Raw genomic sequence first — 12,977 nt, 5'->3', positions numbered from 1 at the left:
CGTGTCGGGGCTCTACGGGGTGTAGAGGAGGGTGAAGAATTCGATCAGTAGGCGTTCGCGGAGGCGGGGTGGGGCCGCGGCCAAAAGGGCGTTGATCTCGGCCATGCGCGCCGGCAACACGAACGAGCCCTCGCCCCCGGGCGCCAACCCCCCGACCGCCAACAATCCCGCGAATTCCTCGGGCGTCAACGTCGACGGATCGAGGGATCGCAGATACTCGACGATCCCGGCGTCGACCACGACGGGCCCGTGCTCCCGCGCAGCCCCTACCGCCTCCCGCAGGTCCGCGAGAAACTGACCGATCGACCCGGCGCTGGCCGCCGTCACGGTCAGGTGCAGGTTCGCCGGCAACTCCCCCAGCGCGAACTGCGGCTGCACGTACCAGCCCCGTGCGGTGAGTTCGTCCGCCAGCACGAACAGGTCCGGGCCGTCGGGCGACGCCCCGAACGCGACCAGGCTGGCCTGGGGCGGACCGAGCACCCGCAGCCCCTCCACCGCGGAAACCCCGGCGATCAACGTCCGGGTCGCGTCGAGGGTCCGCGACGCCAGTTCCCGGTACCCCTCCTCGCCGAGGTGCCCCAGCACCGCCCACGCTGCGGCCAGCGGCGCCGCGGACTTCGTCGACTGCATCGTCGCGTTGATCATCGAGTAGCCCGGCCAGTCCGCGAACGCGAAGAACTGGCTCCGACGCAGTGCGGCGTCGCGGTGCAGGAGCACCGACGTCCCCTTCGGGGCGTAGGCGTATTTGTGCAGGTCCACCGAGATGCTCGTGACGCCCGGTACGCGGAAGTCGAAGTCGGGCACTTCGACGCCGAGTTGGCGCCAGAACGGGAGCACCCAGCCGCCGATGCAGGCGTCCACGTGGCAGCGGATGCCTCGTTCGGCCGCGAGGGCCGCGATCTCGGTGACCGGGTCGATCACGCCGTGCGCGTACGACGGCGCGCTCGCCACGACCAGCACCGTCCGTTCGGTGATAGCAGCCGCCACGTCCCCCGGATCCGGCCGAAACGTAACCGGGTCCACCCCGACCGGCACGAGCTCCACCTGAAAATACTCAGCTGCCTTCGCAAAAGCCGCATGAGCGGTCACCGGCGCCACCATCTGCACCCGCTGACCCCTTGCGGCGCCATCCCCGCCCGGCGCGGCTTCGGCCGCCGCAGCATCCTCCCGGGCGGCACCGTCCCGGGCAGCCTTGACCGCCAGCAGGATGGACTCAGTGCCTCCGGAGGTCACGGTGCCGACAGTGGTCGGGCCGCCGCCGAGCAGGGCGGCGGCGGCACCCACCACCTCGTTCTCCATCGCCAGCAACGACGGGAACACCGTCGGGTCGAGCCCGTTGAGCCCGGTCACGGCCTCGGCGGCCCGGTGCGCCAACTCGTCGAGCCCGGCGAGGCCGGAGTCGTACACGTACGCCCACGTGCGCCCGCCGTGCGTCGGCAGGTCACCAGCACGCAGCGCGGCCAGCGCGTCCAACACGTCCGCAGCGGACGCACCCTGCTTCGCGAGGCTCATGCTTCTCCCTGGGTCAGGGCGGCAAGGCGCGCCGAAGTGAGGTCGTAGCGCCGCAGGAGCGGCAGCGCGCCCAGCACGATCACCGCCGGCAGCACCGAGAACCCGAGAGCGATGGCCACCCGAGCGCTGTCGGGCTGCTCAGCGGCGTCGACACCGGACCGGTACCCACCGAGCTGGAGCACCAGGCCGAACAGACCCGGACCGAGCGCGAGCCCGAGCGTCTCCCCACCGGTCCACAGACCGGTGAACACCCCGGCCTGCCGACGCCCGGTGACGGCTTCGTCCGCGGCGATCGTGTCGGGCAGCATCGCCAACCCGAACACCTGCTGACCCGCGTACCCGATCCCCACCAACGCCGTGGCCAGGAGTACCGGCACCAACCCCACCAGGAGACCGAGGCCGACCAGGAGCGCACCGACTCCGAACAGACCGGACCCGGCCAGGAACCCGGAGCGCTTACCGATCCGGGCACCCACCCGCTCCCACAGCGGCATCACGACCAGCGCCGGACCGACGAAACACACGAACAGCAGCGACGTCGCTCCGGCGTCGTCGAGCGGACCCGCGGCGACGTAGTCGGTTCCGGCCAACATGGCGCCGATCCCGACCGCCTGGACGACGAAGCACGCCAGCAGCAGCGCGAACGGCCGGTTCCCGCGCGCCACCGCGAGCTGGCGACGCAACGACGGCTCACTCTCGTGCACCACACCGACCGGCGCGCGCCGAGTACCCCAGAACGACGCCAGCGCCCCGACCGCGATCAGCATCGCGATGGCCACACCCGCGACGCGGTACCCACCGAGTCCGCCGCCGGCCGCGTCCCGGATCGCCGGGGCAGCGGCACCGGACGCCAGGATCGCCAGCGCCAGCACCGCGATGCGCCACGTCATCAGCCGGGTGCGTTCGCCGTACGGGTCGGCGGTGGTCGCGGTGATCTCGGTCGGCATCGCCACGAACGGCACCTGGAAGAACGCGAACGCGGTCGCGGTAGCGAGGAACGCGACCGTCACGTAGACCGCGCCCGCCACCCCGTCGAAGGGGCCGGCGAACAACGCGGCGAACGTGACCGCCGTGCCCGTTCCGCCGATCAGCAGGTAGGGCCGCCGCGGTCCCCAGCGGCTCGTCGTCCGGTCGGAGATCCGCCCCGCCACCGGGTTCAGCAGGACGTCCCACGCTTTCGGAAGCAGGACGAGCAGGCCGGCGACGCCGGCCGCGACCGCGAGCGTGTCGGTGAGGTACGGCAGCAACAGCAGGCCGGGGACGGTGCCGAAGGCGCCGGGCACCAGGGAGCCGGCCGCGTATCCGATGCGCGTTCCTCGCCCGAGCCCGGGCAGCACCGAAACCGGAGTCTCTGTCACGTTTGCATCCTGGCGGTTCGGACGGGTCCGGCGGAAGGACATTTTGCCCCGTGAAGAATGGGACTCGTGGCCTCGACACCCCCGAGTGAGTACGTGGAACAGGTCCTCGACGTGGTCGAGGAGATCCCGCCCGGTCGGGTGATGAGCTACGGCATGGTCGCCGAGGTCGTCCGGGAGCGCACGGGCAGCGGGTCGGCCCGCACTGTCGGCGCCGTGATGGCCCGTTACGGCAGCGCGGTGCCCTGGCACCGGGTCGTGGCGTCCGACGGTCGCCTCCCCCCGGGCCACGAGGACGAGGCCACCCGTCGGCTGCGCGGCGAGGGCGTCGCGTTCCGGGGCGTGAAGGTCGCGATGGACGCCGCTCGGTGGTGGCCCGGAGAGGCCGGTTAACACAGCGCGTCAAGGGGAAACAGGACCGGCATCCGGACCGGGAGGACCCCCATGAGCGTGATGCGCACCAAAACGGTCGAACAAGCTATTCAAGAGACTGAAGAGCCCGAACATCAACTCAAAAAGGATTTGTCCGGTCTGGACCTGACGGTCTTCGGCGTCGGCGTCATCATCGGCACCGGCATCTTCGTTCTCACCGGTGAGGCCGCCCAGGAGTCGGCCGGCCCCGCGGTGGCGATCTCGTTCGTGATCGCGGCGATCGCCTGCGGCCTGGCCGGTCTGTGCTACGCCGAGTTCGCCTCGACGGTGCCGGTCGCCGGCAGCGCGTTCACGTTCTCGTACGTGGGCATCGGCGAACTCGTCGCCTGGATCATCGGCTGGGACCTGATCCTGGAACTGTTGATCGGAGCGGCCACCGTCTCGGTGGGGTGGTCGCAGTACCTGACGGTGCTGCTGGAGACGATCGGCTGGGAGCTACCCACGTCGATCTCCAGTGCCGAGGACGGCGTCTTCAACCTGCCTGCCGCGGTCATCGTGCTGATCCTCACCGCGGTGCTGGTCACCGGTATCCGGATCTCGTCGCGGCTCAACGCGATCGTCGTGGCGATCAAGCTGCTCGTCGTGCTGTTCGTGATCGTCGCCGGGCTGTTCTTCGTCAAGGCGTCGAACTACACGCCGTTCATTCCGCCGTCGAAGCCCGCCGAAGGTGAATCGGGCCTGTCCGCGACGCTGATCCAGACGATCTTCGGGTCCGGACCCGCCAGCTTCGGCGTCAGCGGCGTCCTCGCGGCGGCCGCGCTCGTGTTCTTCGCCTACATCGGTTTCGACGTCGTCGCGACGACCGCCGAGGAGACCAAGAACCCGCAGCGCGACGTTCCCCGCGGCATTCTCGGCTCGCTGGTGATCTGTACGGTGCTGTACGTGGCGGTGTCGCTGGTCGTCGTCGGCATGCAGAAGTACAGCGAGCTGGACCCGGAGGCGCCGCTGGCCACCGCGTTCCGCGACGTCGGCCACCCGCTGTTCGCCGACTTCATCACGATCGGCGCGCTCGCCGGTCTGACGACCGTGATCATGGTGCTGATGCTGGGCCAGAGCCGCGTGGCATTCGCGATGAGCCGGGACGGGCTGCTGCCGCCGAAGCTCGGCGCGGTGCACCCGCGGTTCGGGACGCCGTACCGCATCACGATCATCGTCGGCGTGATCGTGGCGATCCTGGCCGGGCTGCTGCCGCTGTCCGCACTGGCCGAGATGGTGAACATCGGGACGCTGTTCGCGTTCGTGCTCGTCTCGATCGCGACGCTGGTGCTTCGTCGGACCCGGCCGGACCTGGACCGCACGTTCCGGGTGCGGGGGCTGCCGGCCGTAGCGGCGCTCGCCGTCATCTCCTGCGTCGTGCTGATGCTGTTCCTCGAGGTCGCGACCTGGCTGCGGTTCCTGGCCTGGATGGTCATCGGGTTCGCGATCTACTTCGCGTACGGACGCCGCCACTCGCGCCTGGCGCGCGGCGAGCGCACCCCCGCGCCCGCCCGCGTCGAGTAAGCGATACGAAAGAGGGCCGGCCGCTGACGCGGCCGGCCCTCTTCGGGCGGAACTCAGTACTCGGGGAGGGACGGGTCGATCTGCTTGACGTAGCCGATCACGCCACCCTGCACGTGCACCGCATCCTTGAACCCCGCGGCCTTGACCGCGGCGAGCGCCTCGGCCGACCGGACCCCGGTCTTGCAGTACAGCACGATCTGCTTGTCCTGCGGGAACTGCGAGAGCGCCTGCCCGGAGAGAATGTCGCCCTTCGGGATGAGCGTCGCGCCAGGGATCGACACGATCTCGAACTCGGCCGGCTCGCGGACGTCGACCAGGAAGTAGTCCTTCCCCGCCTCCTTCCACTCCTGCAGCTCCGGGTTGGTGATCGTGGACCCGCGGGCGGCGTCCTGCGCCTCCTCGGAGACCGTGCCGCAGAACTCCTCGTAGTCGATGAGCCCGGTGATCGGCTCACCGGCGGGGTCCTTGCGGATCTTGATCGTCCGGTACGACATCTCGAGGGCGTCGTAGACCATCAGGCGGCCCAGCAGCGTCTCACCGATGCCGGTGATCAGCTTGATGGCCTCGGTGGCCTGCACGGACGCGATCGACGCGCACAGAATGCCGAGCACGCCACCCTCGGCGCAGCTGGGCACCATGCCGGGCGGCGGCGGAACCGGGTACAGGTCGCGGTAGTTCGGGCCGTGCTCGTCCCAGAAGACGCTGACCTGGCCCTCGAACCGGTAGATCGAGCCCCAGACGTAGGGCTTGCCGAGCAGCACCGCGGCATCGTTCACCAGATAACGCGTGGCGAAGTTGTCGGTGCCGTCGACGATCAGGTCGTAGTCGCGGAAGATGTCCAGCACGTTGTCCGACTCGAGCCGGGTTTCGTGCAGGATCACGTTGACGTACGGGTTGATCTCCTTGACCGAGTCACGCGCGGACTCGGCCTTGCTCCGGCCGATGTCGGACTGGCCGTGGATGATCTGGCGCTGCAGGTTCGACTCGTCGACGGTGTCGAACTCGACGATGCCGAGCGTCCCGACACCGGCGGCGGCCAGGTACATGAGGGTCGGCGAACCGAGACCGCCCGCGCCCACACACAGCACCTTGGCGTTCTTCAACCGCTTCTGCCCGTCCATCCCGACGTCGGGGATGATCAGGTGCCGCGAATAGCGGCGTACCTCGTCGACGGACAACGACGCGGCCGGCTCGACCAGCGGCGGCAGGGCCACGAGCGGCTCCTTCCAAGCGGGGACACTACTTCTCCGGTAGGGAACCGGAGCTGCGGCTCCATTGTTCCCGACTACTGTCCGGCGGTGGGCGCCCCGCTCAGATACTTCCCGTTCACGAACGGCCAGGCGTTCGGCACGCATCCCTGCAGGCCCAGCGTTTGCTGCTGCATCACCGGCGCCGGTTTGCCACTTCCGCCGCAGAGCACGTGTCCGTGCCCGAGCTGGTGGCCCATCTCATGGTTGACGACGTACTGCCGGTACGTGGCGAGGTCGCCGTCGAACGCCGGAACCGCGAGCAACCAGCGGGCGAGGTTGATCACGACCTGGTCGCCGGTGCGGCAGGACGTGTACCCACCGGGATCCAGGCCACCCGCGCGACAGATCCTGTTCGTGGTCGCCGGCGTCGCGAGCAGGATCACCGCGTCCGCGGCGCCACCGGCGACCCGCTGGAAACGCCACTTCTTCGCCGCGGTCCAGCCGCGCGGGTCCGCGAGCGTCGCGTCGACGGCATCGGCGAACGTACCCGCGCCCTGGCCGGAGCCCTTCTCCACCTGCACCTGGTAGCGGACGAGGGTTCCGGCGGTGCCCCGCACCGGCGTCGTCCCACCGGCCACCGTGAACTTCCCGGAGCCGCGCTGCGGCACGGAGATCGCGATGCGCGCCGACGGCGTCGCTTCCGGCTGGACGGCTTCGGCGCTGGGGTTGGCCACCGCGGGCATGCCAGGGCTCGCGCTGGCGCTGGCACTGGCGCTCGCCTGGGGCCGCTCGGGCTCGGTGTCGTGGCCGCGGACGAGGTCCACGAGGACGAGCACACACGTGAGCAGCGCCAGCAGCACGAGGAACCGACGGCGACGACGGGCCGCGCGGTGCCGGGAGGCCTGCCGCTGCGCACGCAGGTAGACCGCGGACACCGAGTAGCGCGGTGGCCCGACCGTCGCCGGCCGGTCACCGGGACGGCGCCCACGCCGGATCTCGGCGCGGAGTGCGCGCCGAGCTTCGGAGCCGGTCTCCGGCCGGTGGGCGCCGCGGGTGCGTCGCCCACCGAAGTCGGTGGTCGCGGGGCCCGGCGGGGAGTCGTCTCCGCGCACGGCCGGGTCCGCGGTCCGCTCGCTCAGTGCGCCTCCCCGGTCACATTTTTCGCAGCCTTACCCCGTGTACTGCAAACGATGCCCTGTCAGGAGCGGCACCACTGCGCGAGCCACGATACGGGGACATTCGAGTTGGGCTGTATGTCCCACACCGCGTAGAACGAGCAACCGACTGTCTGGTATCACCTTCGCGGTCCGTGTGGCCAATTTGACACTCACCATCCGATCTTGGTGGCCCCAGATGACGAGCGTCGGTGCCTCTATCCGAGCGGCCATCCGCCACAGCGAGCGACCCGGGGGTACCAGGTACGAGCCCACGAGACCGCGGACCGTGCGCACGTAGGCCTCCGCGCCCCACGGCACCTCGAGCCGCTGTTCGGCCTCCGCCACCGCCTCGTCCCAGCGCTGCGACGACACCGCATTGGGATCAGCGAAGCAGACGTCGACCATGCCCTTGGCCATCTGGTGCGGGGTCGCGCCGCGCAACACACGCTCGACGATGCGCTCCACCCGCGGGACCACCAGTACCGGCAGCATGTGCCGGTGGGTCGGCTGTGGGAGGTACACCGGCATCGCCGGCGAGATGAGCGTCAACGTGCGCACCAGGTCGGGACGCTGCGCGGCGACGCGGATCACCACCGCACCGCCGAGCGAGTTGCCGAACAGGTGGACCGGCCCGCGGTCCGACAATTCGATCCAGCGGATCACCAGGTCTGCGTAACTCTGCTGGGTGTAACCACCGGGCAGGGCCGGGCCGCTGCGGCCGAACCCCGGCAGGTCGATCGCCTGGCCGTCCAGCCGGTCGGAGAGCAGGTCGGCGAGGTCGGTCCAGTTCTGACCCGAGCCGCCGAGACCGTGCACGTAGAGCGCGGGCTCGGCGCCCGGCGAGGTGGCCGGGGTCTCGCGGACGTGAATCTGCACCGTGCCGCCCGGCCAGGCGACGTCGACGGTCCGGCCGGGCCACGGCGGCACTTCCGGGACGGGGGTGGGGCGAACTGTGGAATCAGCGGCGAGGCGAGCAGGCGTCACTCGATCCAGTGTGCCTGCGGTTCAGACCACCGAATCAGTAATTGCCGCCGTGCCGACCGCTGTCCTCGTCCGCGTAGCGCCGTCGTGCGCGCCCGCCCTGCTGCTCGCGACGCTCACCCGGGCCACCGGGCCCGCGGTAGCCGCGCTCGGCCGGGCTCGGTTCGCGCTGGTTCGGTGGGCCGAGCGGCTGCGGGTCGGCCCACGATCCGCCGGGGCCGCCCTGACCGCCCGGGCCGCCGCTCCCCTGACCGGCGCCGCCGGGACCGCCGCCCGGGGCACCGCTGCCGGGGCCCAGCGGGTCGTGCACGAGCGGCCACGTTCCGGTGGGCTCGGCCGCGTGCCGCCGCCGCGGCGGCACCGAATTCCCCGGTCCGGGGTTAGCGGGGCCGGAGTTCCCGGGGCCGGGGCCCATCGGGCCAGAGTTCCCGGGGCCGGGGCCGGGGCCCATCGGGCCAGAGTTCCCGGGGCCGGGGCCGGGGCCCATCGGGCCGGAGTTCCCGGGGCCCAGCGGGCCGAGGGGGCCGGAGGACGTCGGTGCCGGGCCCAGGCCGCCGTAGCCGCCGGGCCCCGATGCCGGACCCAGCCCGCCGAGGTCCCGGGAAGCACCAGTGGGGCCACCGAGGCCCCGCCCCGGGCTCCCCAGACCGCCAGGGTTGCCGAGACCGGCGCCGTTGCGGCCGTTCTGCCCGTACCCACCGCCGTAGGAGTCCTGACCGCCATAGCCGTTCGCGGCCGGCTGCCCGGACGTCGGTGCGTCGCCGCGTCCGTGCCGGCCCCGGCCCGCACCGGAGGAGCCGGCCGGGGCCCCCAGCCCGCCGTACTCGCGCTCGAGATAGCTGCCGCCCAGGCCGCCCCCGCTCAGGCCACCCAGGCCGTTGCCGGCCGCCGCGCCGTTCGGGGAGCGCCCGTACGGCGCCGACGACACGTTGCCGGGCTCGGCCGCCGCAGCGGGCTCGTCCCAGCGCGGTGGATTCCACTCCGCGGACGCCGCAGCCGGCTCCTCGGACGTCGGCCACGACCAGACCGGCTCGTCGGGGGGCGTGTAGGCCTCGGGCTCCACCGGCGGCATGAACACCGCGGACGAGGCCGCCGCGCTCAGGTCACCGCTCGCCCGTGCGTCGAACTCGGGCTCGGGCGGGTTCACGACCGGGAAGGACCCGCTGACGCGGTCGGCCTTGGCCGCGGACTGGTACGAGGCGTAGCTGTCGGCCTGCGCCGCGACCGGGCGCTCGGAGCCGTTCTTCGGGTCGTTGTCGACCAGGCGTGCCCAGGTCGCAGCCGCCCAGTCGCCCAGGTCGCCGCCACTCTGCCCGTTGGCGAGTTCGAGCTCACCGGTGGGCGACGCGACCGGATCCCGGTACGGGGACGGCGACGGTTCCGCCGGTGGGATGAACGGCGTGCTCGCCGCGTACTTCGGCTCGGCGGCGCTCGGCGGCTGTTCCGCCTCTTCGCGCGCGGCGGCCGCGGCGCGACGCGCAGCGCGACCACCGCGCACCGGCCCGGGCGCCGCCACGTCCGGCTGCGCGGCCTCGGCCGGCGCTCCGTACTGCGGCCCACCGGCCTCCGACGCCCCGAGCCGGGGCGCCTCGAACTGTGGCGTGTCGAACTGGGGCGCGTCGAATTGGGGCGCGTCGAATTGGGGCCCACCGAACGGTGCGCTCTCCGGCCGGGTGGCCTCGGAGTGCGTGACGTCCGCCCGCGTCGGGTACAGCGGTTCGGTCTCCGGGTCGGCGTCGTATGCCGGCTCGGACGGACTGCCGGGCTCCTCCGGGAAGCTCCGTCCGTTCGAGAAACCGGAGCCGTCCGAGAAACCGGGGCCGTCGGAAAAACCGGGGCCGTCGGGGAAGTCGGTACCGGCCATGATCGTCCGGTAGGTCGCGGTGTTCTCGACCGCGAGCGGCGGCGCGGAGTGCAGGCTGTTCGCCGCCCACGACGACGCCGTGCCGCTCTCCGGCAGCAGGGACTCGAACCGCCGGTTCAACGCGGACAGCACCGCGCGCACCATGGCCTGACGCGCGTCGCCGCGGACCAGTGCCGCACCGGCGAGGCGGTCGACCTGCCCGGGCGTCAGCAGCGTCACGACCGCGATGGCGAGCCGGTCCGAACCGATGTCGGTGAGCTCCGCCTGGTCGAGCCCGCAGCGCGCACGGCCCTCGAGCAGGGCGTCGACCGCGTTCAGCGTTGCGCCGGCGACCGTGCGCAGCACGGTGCGTTCGACAGCCGGACCGCTGGCCGAACCGACGACGCGCGCCGAGTGCGTCGCGAGCGCGACGTCCACCCGGACATCCAGGCCGCCGGTGACGACCTGTAAGCGCTCGAGGTGGACGCGCCGCTGCGGACCGTCGAGCGGCACGCTGCGACCCTCGTCCACACCATCGTCCACCAGAACCGATCGGGTCTGGTCAACCTCCACGCCGAGCCTTTCGTCCAGGATCCGGGTCACTGACCACGCCACTGCCCTCTCGTCCGCACCGTCGACGAGATCCACATGGAGAGTACGGTCTCCGCCCGCTGCGGTTCGAAGCTCGACGTCACGGACGCCGACCACCGCGCGCACAGCGTCGAGCAGCGCGGTGACCGCGAGTGGCCGGGAGCTGTCCGGACCGGAGGAGCGCACCGAGAACACCGCGTGCGCCCCGACCAGGTGTCGGTTGCGATGCGGAGCGGTGGTCACGACGTGCTCCTGTCTCTTACGACTTCGAGTGCAGGCTACCGACGGATGGCCCGTCCGGTCAGGCCTCTGAGGGGGAACGGTCCAGTACCGAACGGGCAAACGGGCCGAACGTACGGCGGTTCCGGCCGAGCGGGCAGAACGTTCGAGACACCTCGCGTAGTCTTGCTACCCGGCGGTAAGTGCGGAAAGGTCCGCAAGGCTGGAGGAAAGCATGGCTACCCCGGTGAGCAGTGATCCGGTCGCCGCGAGCGGCGCCAGGACGGGACGACTGCCGCGGTCCGCGCGACGTCGCCAGTTGCTCACCGCCGCGCAGGAGGTCTTCGTCGCCAACGGCTACCACGCCGCGGCGATGGACGACATCGCGGACCGGGCAGGCGTCTCGAAGCCGGTGCTCTACCAGCACTTCCCCGGCAAGCTCGACCTGTATCTGGCGCTGATCGACCAGCACACCGAGTCGCTGGTGAACCACGTCACACAGGCACTCGCGGGTACGACCGACAACAAGGTTCGCGTCTACCTCACCACGAAGGCCTACTTCGACTTCATCGACGGTGAGGGCGAGGCGTTCCGGCTCGTCTTCGAGTCCGACCTGCGTAACGAGCCCGCGGTGCGCGAGCGGGTCGAGCGCGCTTCACAGCTCTGCATGGAAGCGATCGCCGACACGATCGGGCATGACACCGGTGTCTCACGGGCCCGCGCCGAGCTTCTCGCGGTCGGTTTGACCGGTGCGTCCGAGATCGCGGCGCGCTACTGGCTCAACGCCAACCGGGCCGTTCCGAAGGACGAGGCCGTCGGGCTGCTGAGCACGTTGCTCTGGCGCGGGATCTCGGACTTCCCGCTGGAGCGCGAGGCGGAAAATTCCGCTCAACGCTGACACCGCCGCCCGCGCCACTCGGTCGGGGCATCGATCGGATAGCTTCTAGTTCGGTTGATGTGAGCATGTCAGCGAGGAGGCACTGCGGTGGAGGTCAAGATCGGCGTGCAGTTCGCTCCGCGCGAGCTCGTGCTGGAGAGCACCCAGAGCCAGGACGAGGTCGAGCAGGCGGTCGCCGAAGCGCTCGGCGGGCGGTCGGGGCTGCTGTCCCTCGTCGACGAGAAGGGGCGGCGCGTTGTCGTCCCGGCCGACAAGATCGCGTACGTCGAGATCGCCGAGAGCGAACTACGACGCGTGGGCTTCGGTACGCCCTGATACAGCACGAAACGACGAACGCCCGGCCTGCGGCCGGGCGTTCGTCGTTTGCACGAACCTGGAGCCCGTCCAGGGCGACGCTGCCGATCGGGCGGCAGGACGCCGCGTATAAGTGATACTCAAGTCCTGCCGCCCGCTCGGCAGCGTCGTTCTGGACGGGCCGCCCCCTAAGAGCGGAGCCCTAGGGAGGCGAGGCGGGAGGCGTGGCCGGTGGTGAGGCGTTCGATGAGGGCGCCGAGGCCGGCTAGTTCGCCTGGTTCGATCAGGGCGACGAGCCCCGGTCTGGCGACGACGACGAGTTGCGCCTGCGTGATCGCCTCGGCGACCAGGCGCCGGGCCCACAGGCCGAGCCGGTCGGCCAGCACCGGATCGGCGTCCACCGCCGCCCGCACCTCGGCCACCGCGAACGCGGCGTGCCGGTCGTCGTGGAGCACCTCGAGGACGAGCGAACGGTCCGGCTCGTCGAGGTGCGCGGCGACCTCGCGGTAGAAGTCGTCCGCGATGCCGTCGCCGACGTGCGCTTTGACCAGACCTTCGAGCCAGTCCCGCGGCCGCGTCGACTCGTGATAGGCGTCCAGCGACGTCACGAACGGCGCCATCGCGTCCATCGCGTCGACGCCGAGCTCGGCCAGCCGGTCGGCGAGCCGCCGGTAGTGCACCAACTCGGCCGCGGCCATCTCGCTGAGGGCGGCGCGCCGCCGCAGATCCGGCGCGAGTCGCGCATCCGCTCCGAGGTTGTCGAACGCGACCAGCGCACCATAGGACAAAACGCCGAGCAGGTCGGCCACCGAAGCTTCATTGCCCGAAACGCTCAGCGGAACTCCTCGAACTGACTGTTCTCCGGTCGACGTGCACACCGTAGAGCCTGCGCAATCGCGCGGAGACATGGCGGTGTTCGTCACAGATCGCCGATCACAGCACCACGCCACCGCAGGTGCGAAAACCGTCGCGGTAGGCTATGAGTGAGGTGACACCCGTCACCGC

At 71.1% G+C, this 12,977-nt stretch carries 11 protein-coding genes; 4 read left to right on the top strand and 7 right to left on the bottom strand.

Annotated elements, in window-relative coordinates:
- Nucleotides 1-12: 12 nt before the first annotated feature.
- Nucleotides 13-1,512, bottom strand: a complete 1,500-nt coding sequence (locus ACGFY5_RS40985; protein ID WP_392729706.1) for a pyridoxal phosphate-dependent decarboxylase family protein — start codon at nucleotides 1,510-1,512, stop codon at nucleotides 13-15.
- Complete coding sequence (locus ACGFY5_RS40980; protein ID WP_392729704.1) at nucleotides 1,509-2,870, bottom strand: MFS transporter; 1,362 nt, start codon at nucleotides 2,868-2,870, stop codon at nucleotides 1,509-1,511. The genes ACGFY5_RS40985 and ACGFY5_RS40980 overlap by 4 nt, the downstream gene beginning before the upstream one ends.
- A 66-nt stretch (nucleotides 2,871-2,936) precedes the next feature.
- Here ACGFY5_RS40980 and ACGFY5_RS40975 point away from each other — a divergent pair, with 66 nt between their 5' ends.
- Together ACGFY5_RS40975 and ACGFY5_RS40970 are read left to right on the top strand one after the other, a co-directional pair.
- The gene (locus ACGFY5_RS40975) at nucleotides 2,937-3,260 is read left to right on the top strand and encodes an MGMT family protein (protein ID WP_392729701.1); all 324 of its coding nucleotides are present in this window, start codon (nucleotides 2,937-2,939) and stop codon (nucleotides 3,258-3,260) included.
- A gap of 51 nt (nucleotides 3,261-3,311) precedes the next feature.
- A complete protein-coding gene (locus tag ACGFY5_RS40970) occupies nucleotides 3,312-4,799 on the top strand; it encodes an amino acid permease (protein WP_392729700.1) in 1,488 nt (495 codons plus the stop codon).
- A gap of 53 nt (nucleotides 4,800-4,852) precedes the next feature.
- Here the strand turns inward: ACGFY5_RS40970 and moeZ are convergent, their stop codons facing one another.
- The 4 genes from moeZ to ACGFY5_RS40950 form a co-directional block, all read right to left on the bottom strand.
- Complete coding sequence (moeZ, locus tag ACGFY5_RS40965) at nucleotides 4,853-6,013, bottom strand: adenylyltransferase/sulfurtransferase MoeZ (RefSeq protein WP_392729697.1); 1,161 nt, start codon at nucleotides 6,011-6,013, stop codon at nucleotides 4,853-4,855.
- A 71-nt stretch (nucleotides 6,014-6,084) separates the two neighbouring features.
- Nucleotides 6,085-7,101, bottom strand: coding sequence for a DUF3152 domain-containing protein (locus ACGFY5_RS40960; protein WP_392729694.1), 1,017 nt, complete (start codon nucleotides 7,099-7,101; stop codon nucleotides 6,085-6,087).
- 57 nt (nucleotides 7,102-7,158) lie between these two features.
- A complete protein-coding gene (locus ACGFY5_RS40955; protein WP_392729693.1) occupies nucleotides 7,159-8,130 on the bottom strand; it encodes an alpha/beta fold hydrolase in 972 nt (323 codons plus the stop codon).
- Between the two features lie 34 nt (nucleotides 8,131-8,164).
- The gene (locus ACGFY5_RS40950; protein ID WP_392729690.1) at nucleotides 8,165-10,804 is read right to left on the bottom strand and encodes a hypothetical protein; all 2,640 of its coding nucleotides are present in this window, start codon (nucleotides 10,802-10,804) and stop codon (nucleotides 8,165-8,167) included.
- A gap of 211 nt (nucleotides 10,805-11,015) precedes the next feature.
- Here ACGFY5_RS40950 and ACGFY5_RS40945 point away from each other — a divergent pair, with 211 nt between their 5' ends.
- Both ACGFY5_RS40945 and ACGFY5_RS40940 read left to right on the top strand, forming a co-directional pair.
- Complete coding sequence (locus ACGFY5_RS40945) at nucleotides 11,016-11,678, top strand: TetR/AcrR family transcriptional regulator (RefSeq protein WP_392729688.1); 663 nt, start codon at nucleotides 11,016-11,018, stop codon at nucleotides 11,676-11,678.
- An 87-nt stretch (nucleotides 11,679-11,765) separates the two neighbouring features.
- Nucleotides 11,766-11,993, top strand: coding sequence for a DUF3107 domain-containing protein (locus tag ACGFY5_RS40940; RefSeq protein WP_344654569.1), 228 nt, complete (start codon nucleotides 11,766-11,768; stop codon nucleotides 11,991-11,993).
- Nucleotides 11,994-12,160: 167 nt separating this feature from the next.
- On the opposite strand, the gene ACGFY5_RS40935 is transcribed toward ACGFY5_RS40940, so the two are convergent.
- Nucleotides 12,161-12,781 (bottom strand): ferritin-like fold-containing protein, encoded by a 621-nt coding sequence (locus ACGFY5_RS40935; protein ID WP_392729685.1) that lies wholly within the window; start codon nucleotides 12,779-12,781, stop codon nucleotides 12,161-12,163.
- Nucleotides 12,782-12,977: the final 196 nt, after the last annotated feature.

Source organism: Cryptosporangium sp. NPDC048952 (genome assembly GCF_043197895.1).
Lineage (GTDB): Bacteria > Actinomycetota > Actinomycetes > Mycobacteriales > Cryptosporangiaceae > Cryptosporangium.
The sequence above is the reverse complement of the archived record's forward strand: the minus strand, read 5'-3'. Positions and strand labels throughout refer to the sequence as shown.

Bases quoted from the DNA above. Each gene is read 5' to 3' on its own strand.
- ACGFY5_RS40945 (WP_392729688.1), top strand. From the start codon at position 11,016: ATGGCTACCCCGGTGAGCAGTGATCCGGTCGCCGCGAGCGGCGCCAGG.
- ACGFY5_RS40985 (WP_392729706.1), bottom strand. From the start codon at position 1,512: ATGAGCCTCGCGAAGCAGGGTGCGTCCGCTGCGGACGTGTTGGACGCG.
- ACGFY5_RS40970 (WP_392729700.1), top strand. From the start codon at position 3,312: ATGAGCGTGATGCGCACCAAAACGGTCGAACAAGCTATTCAAGAGACT.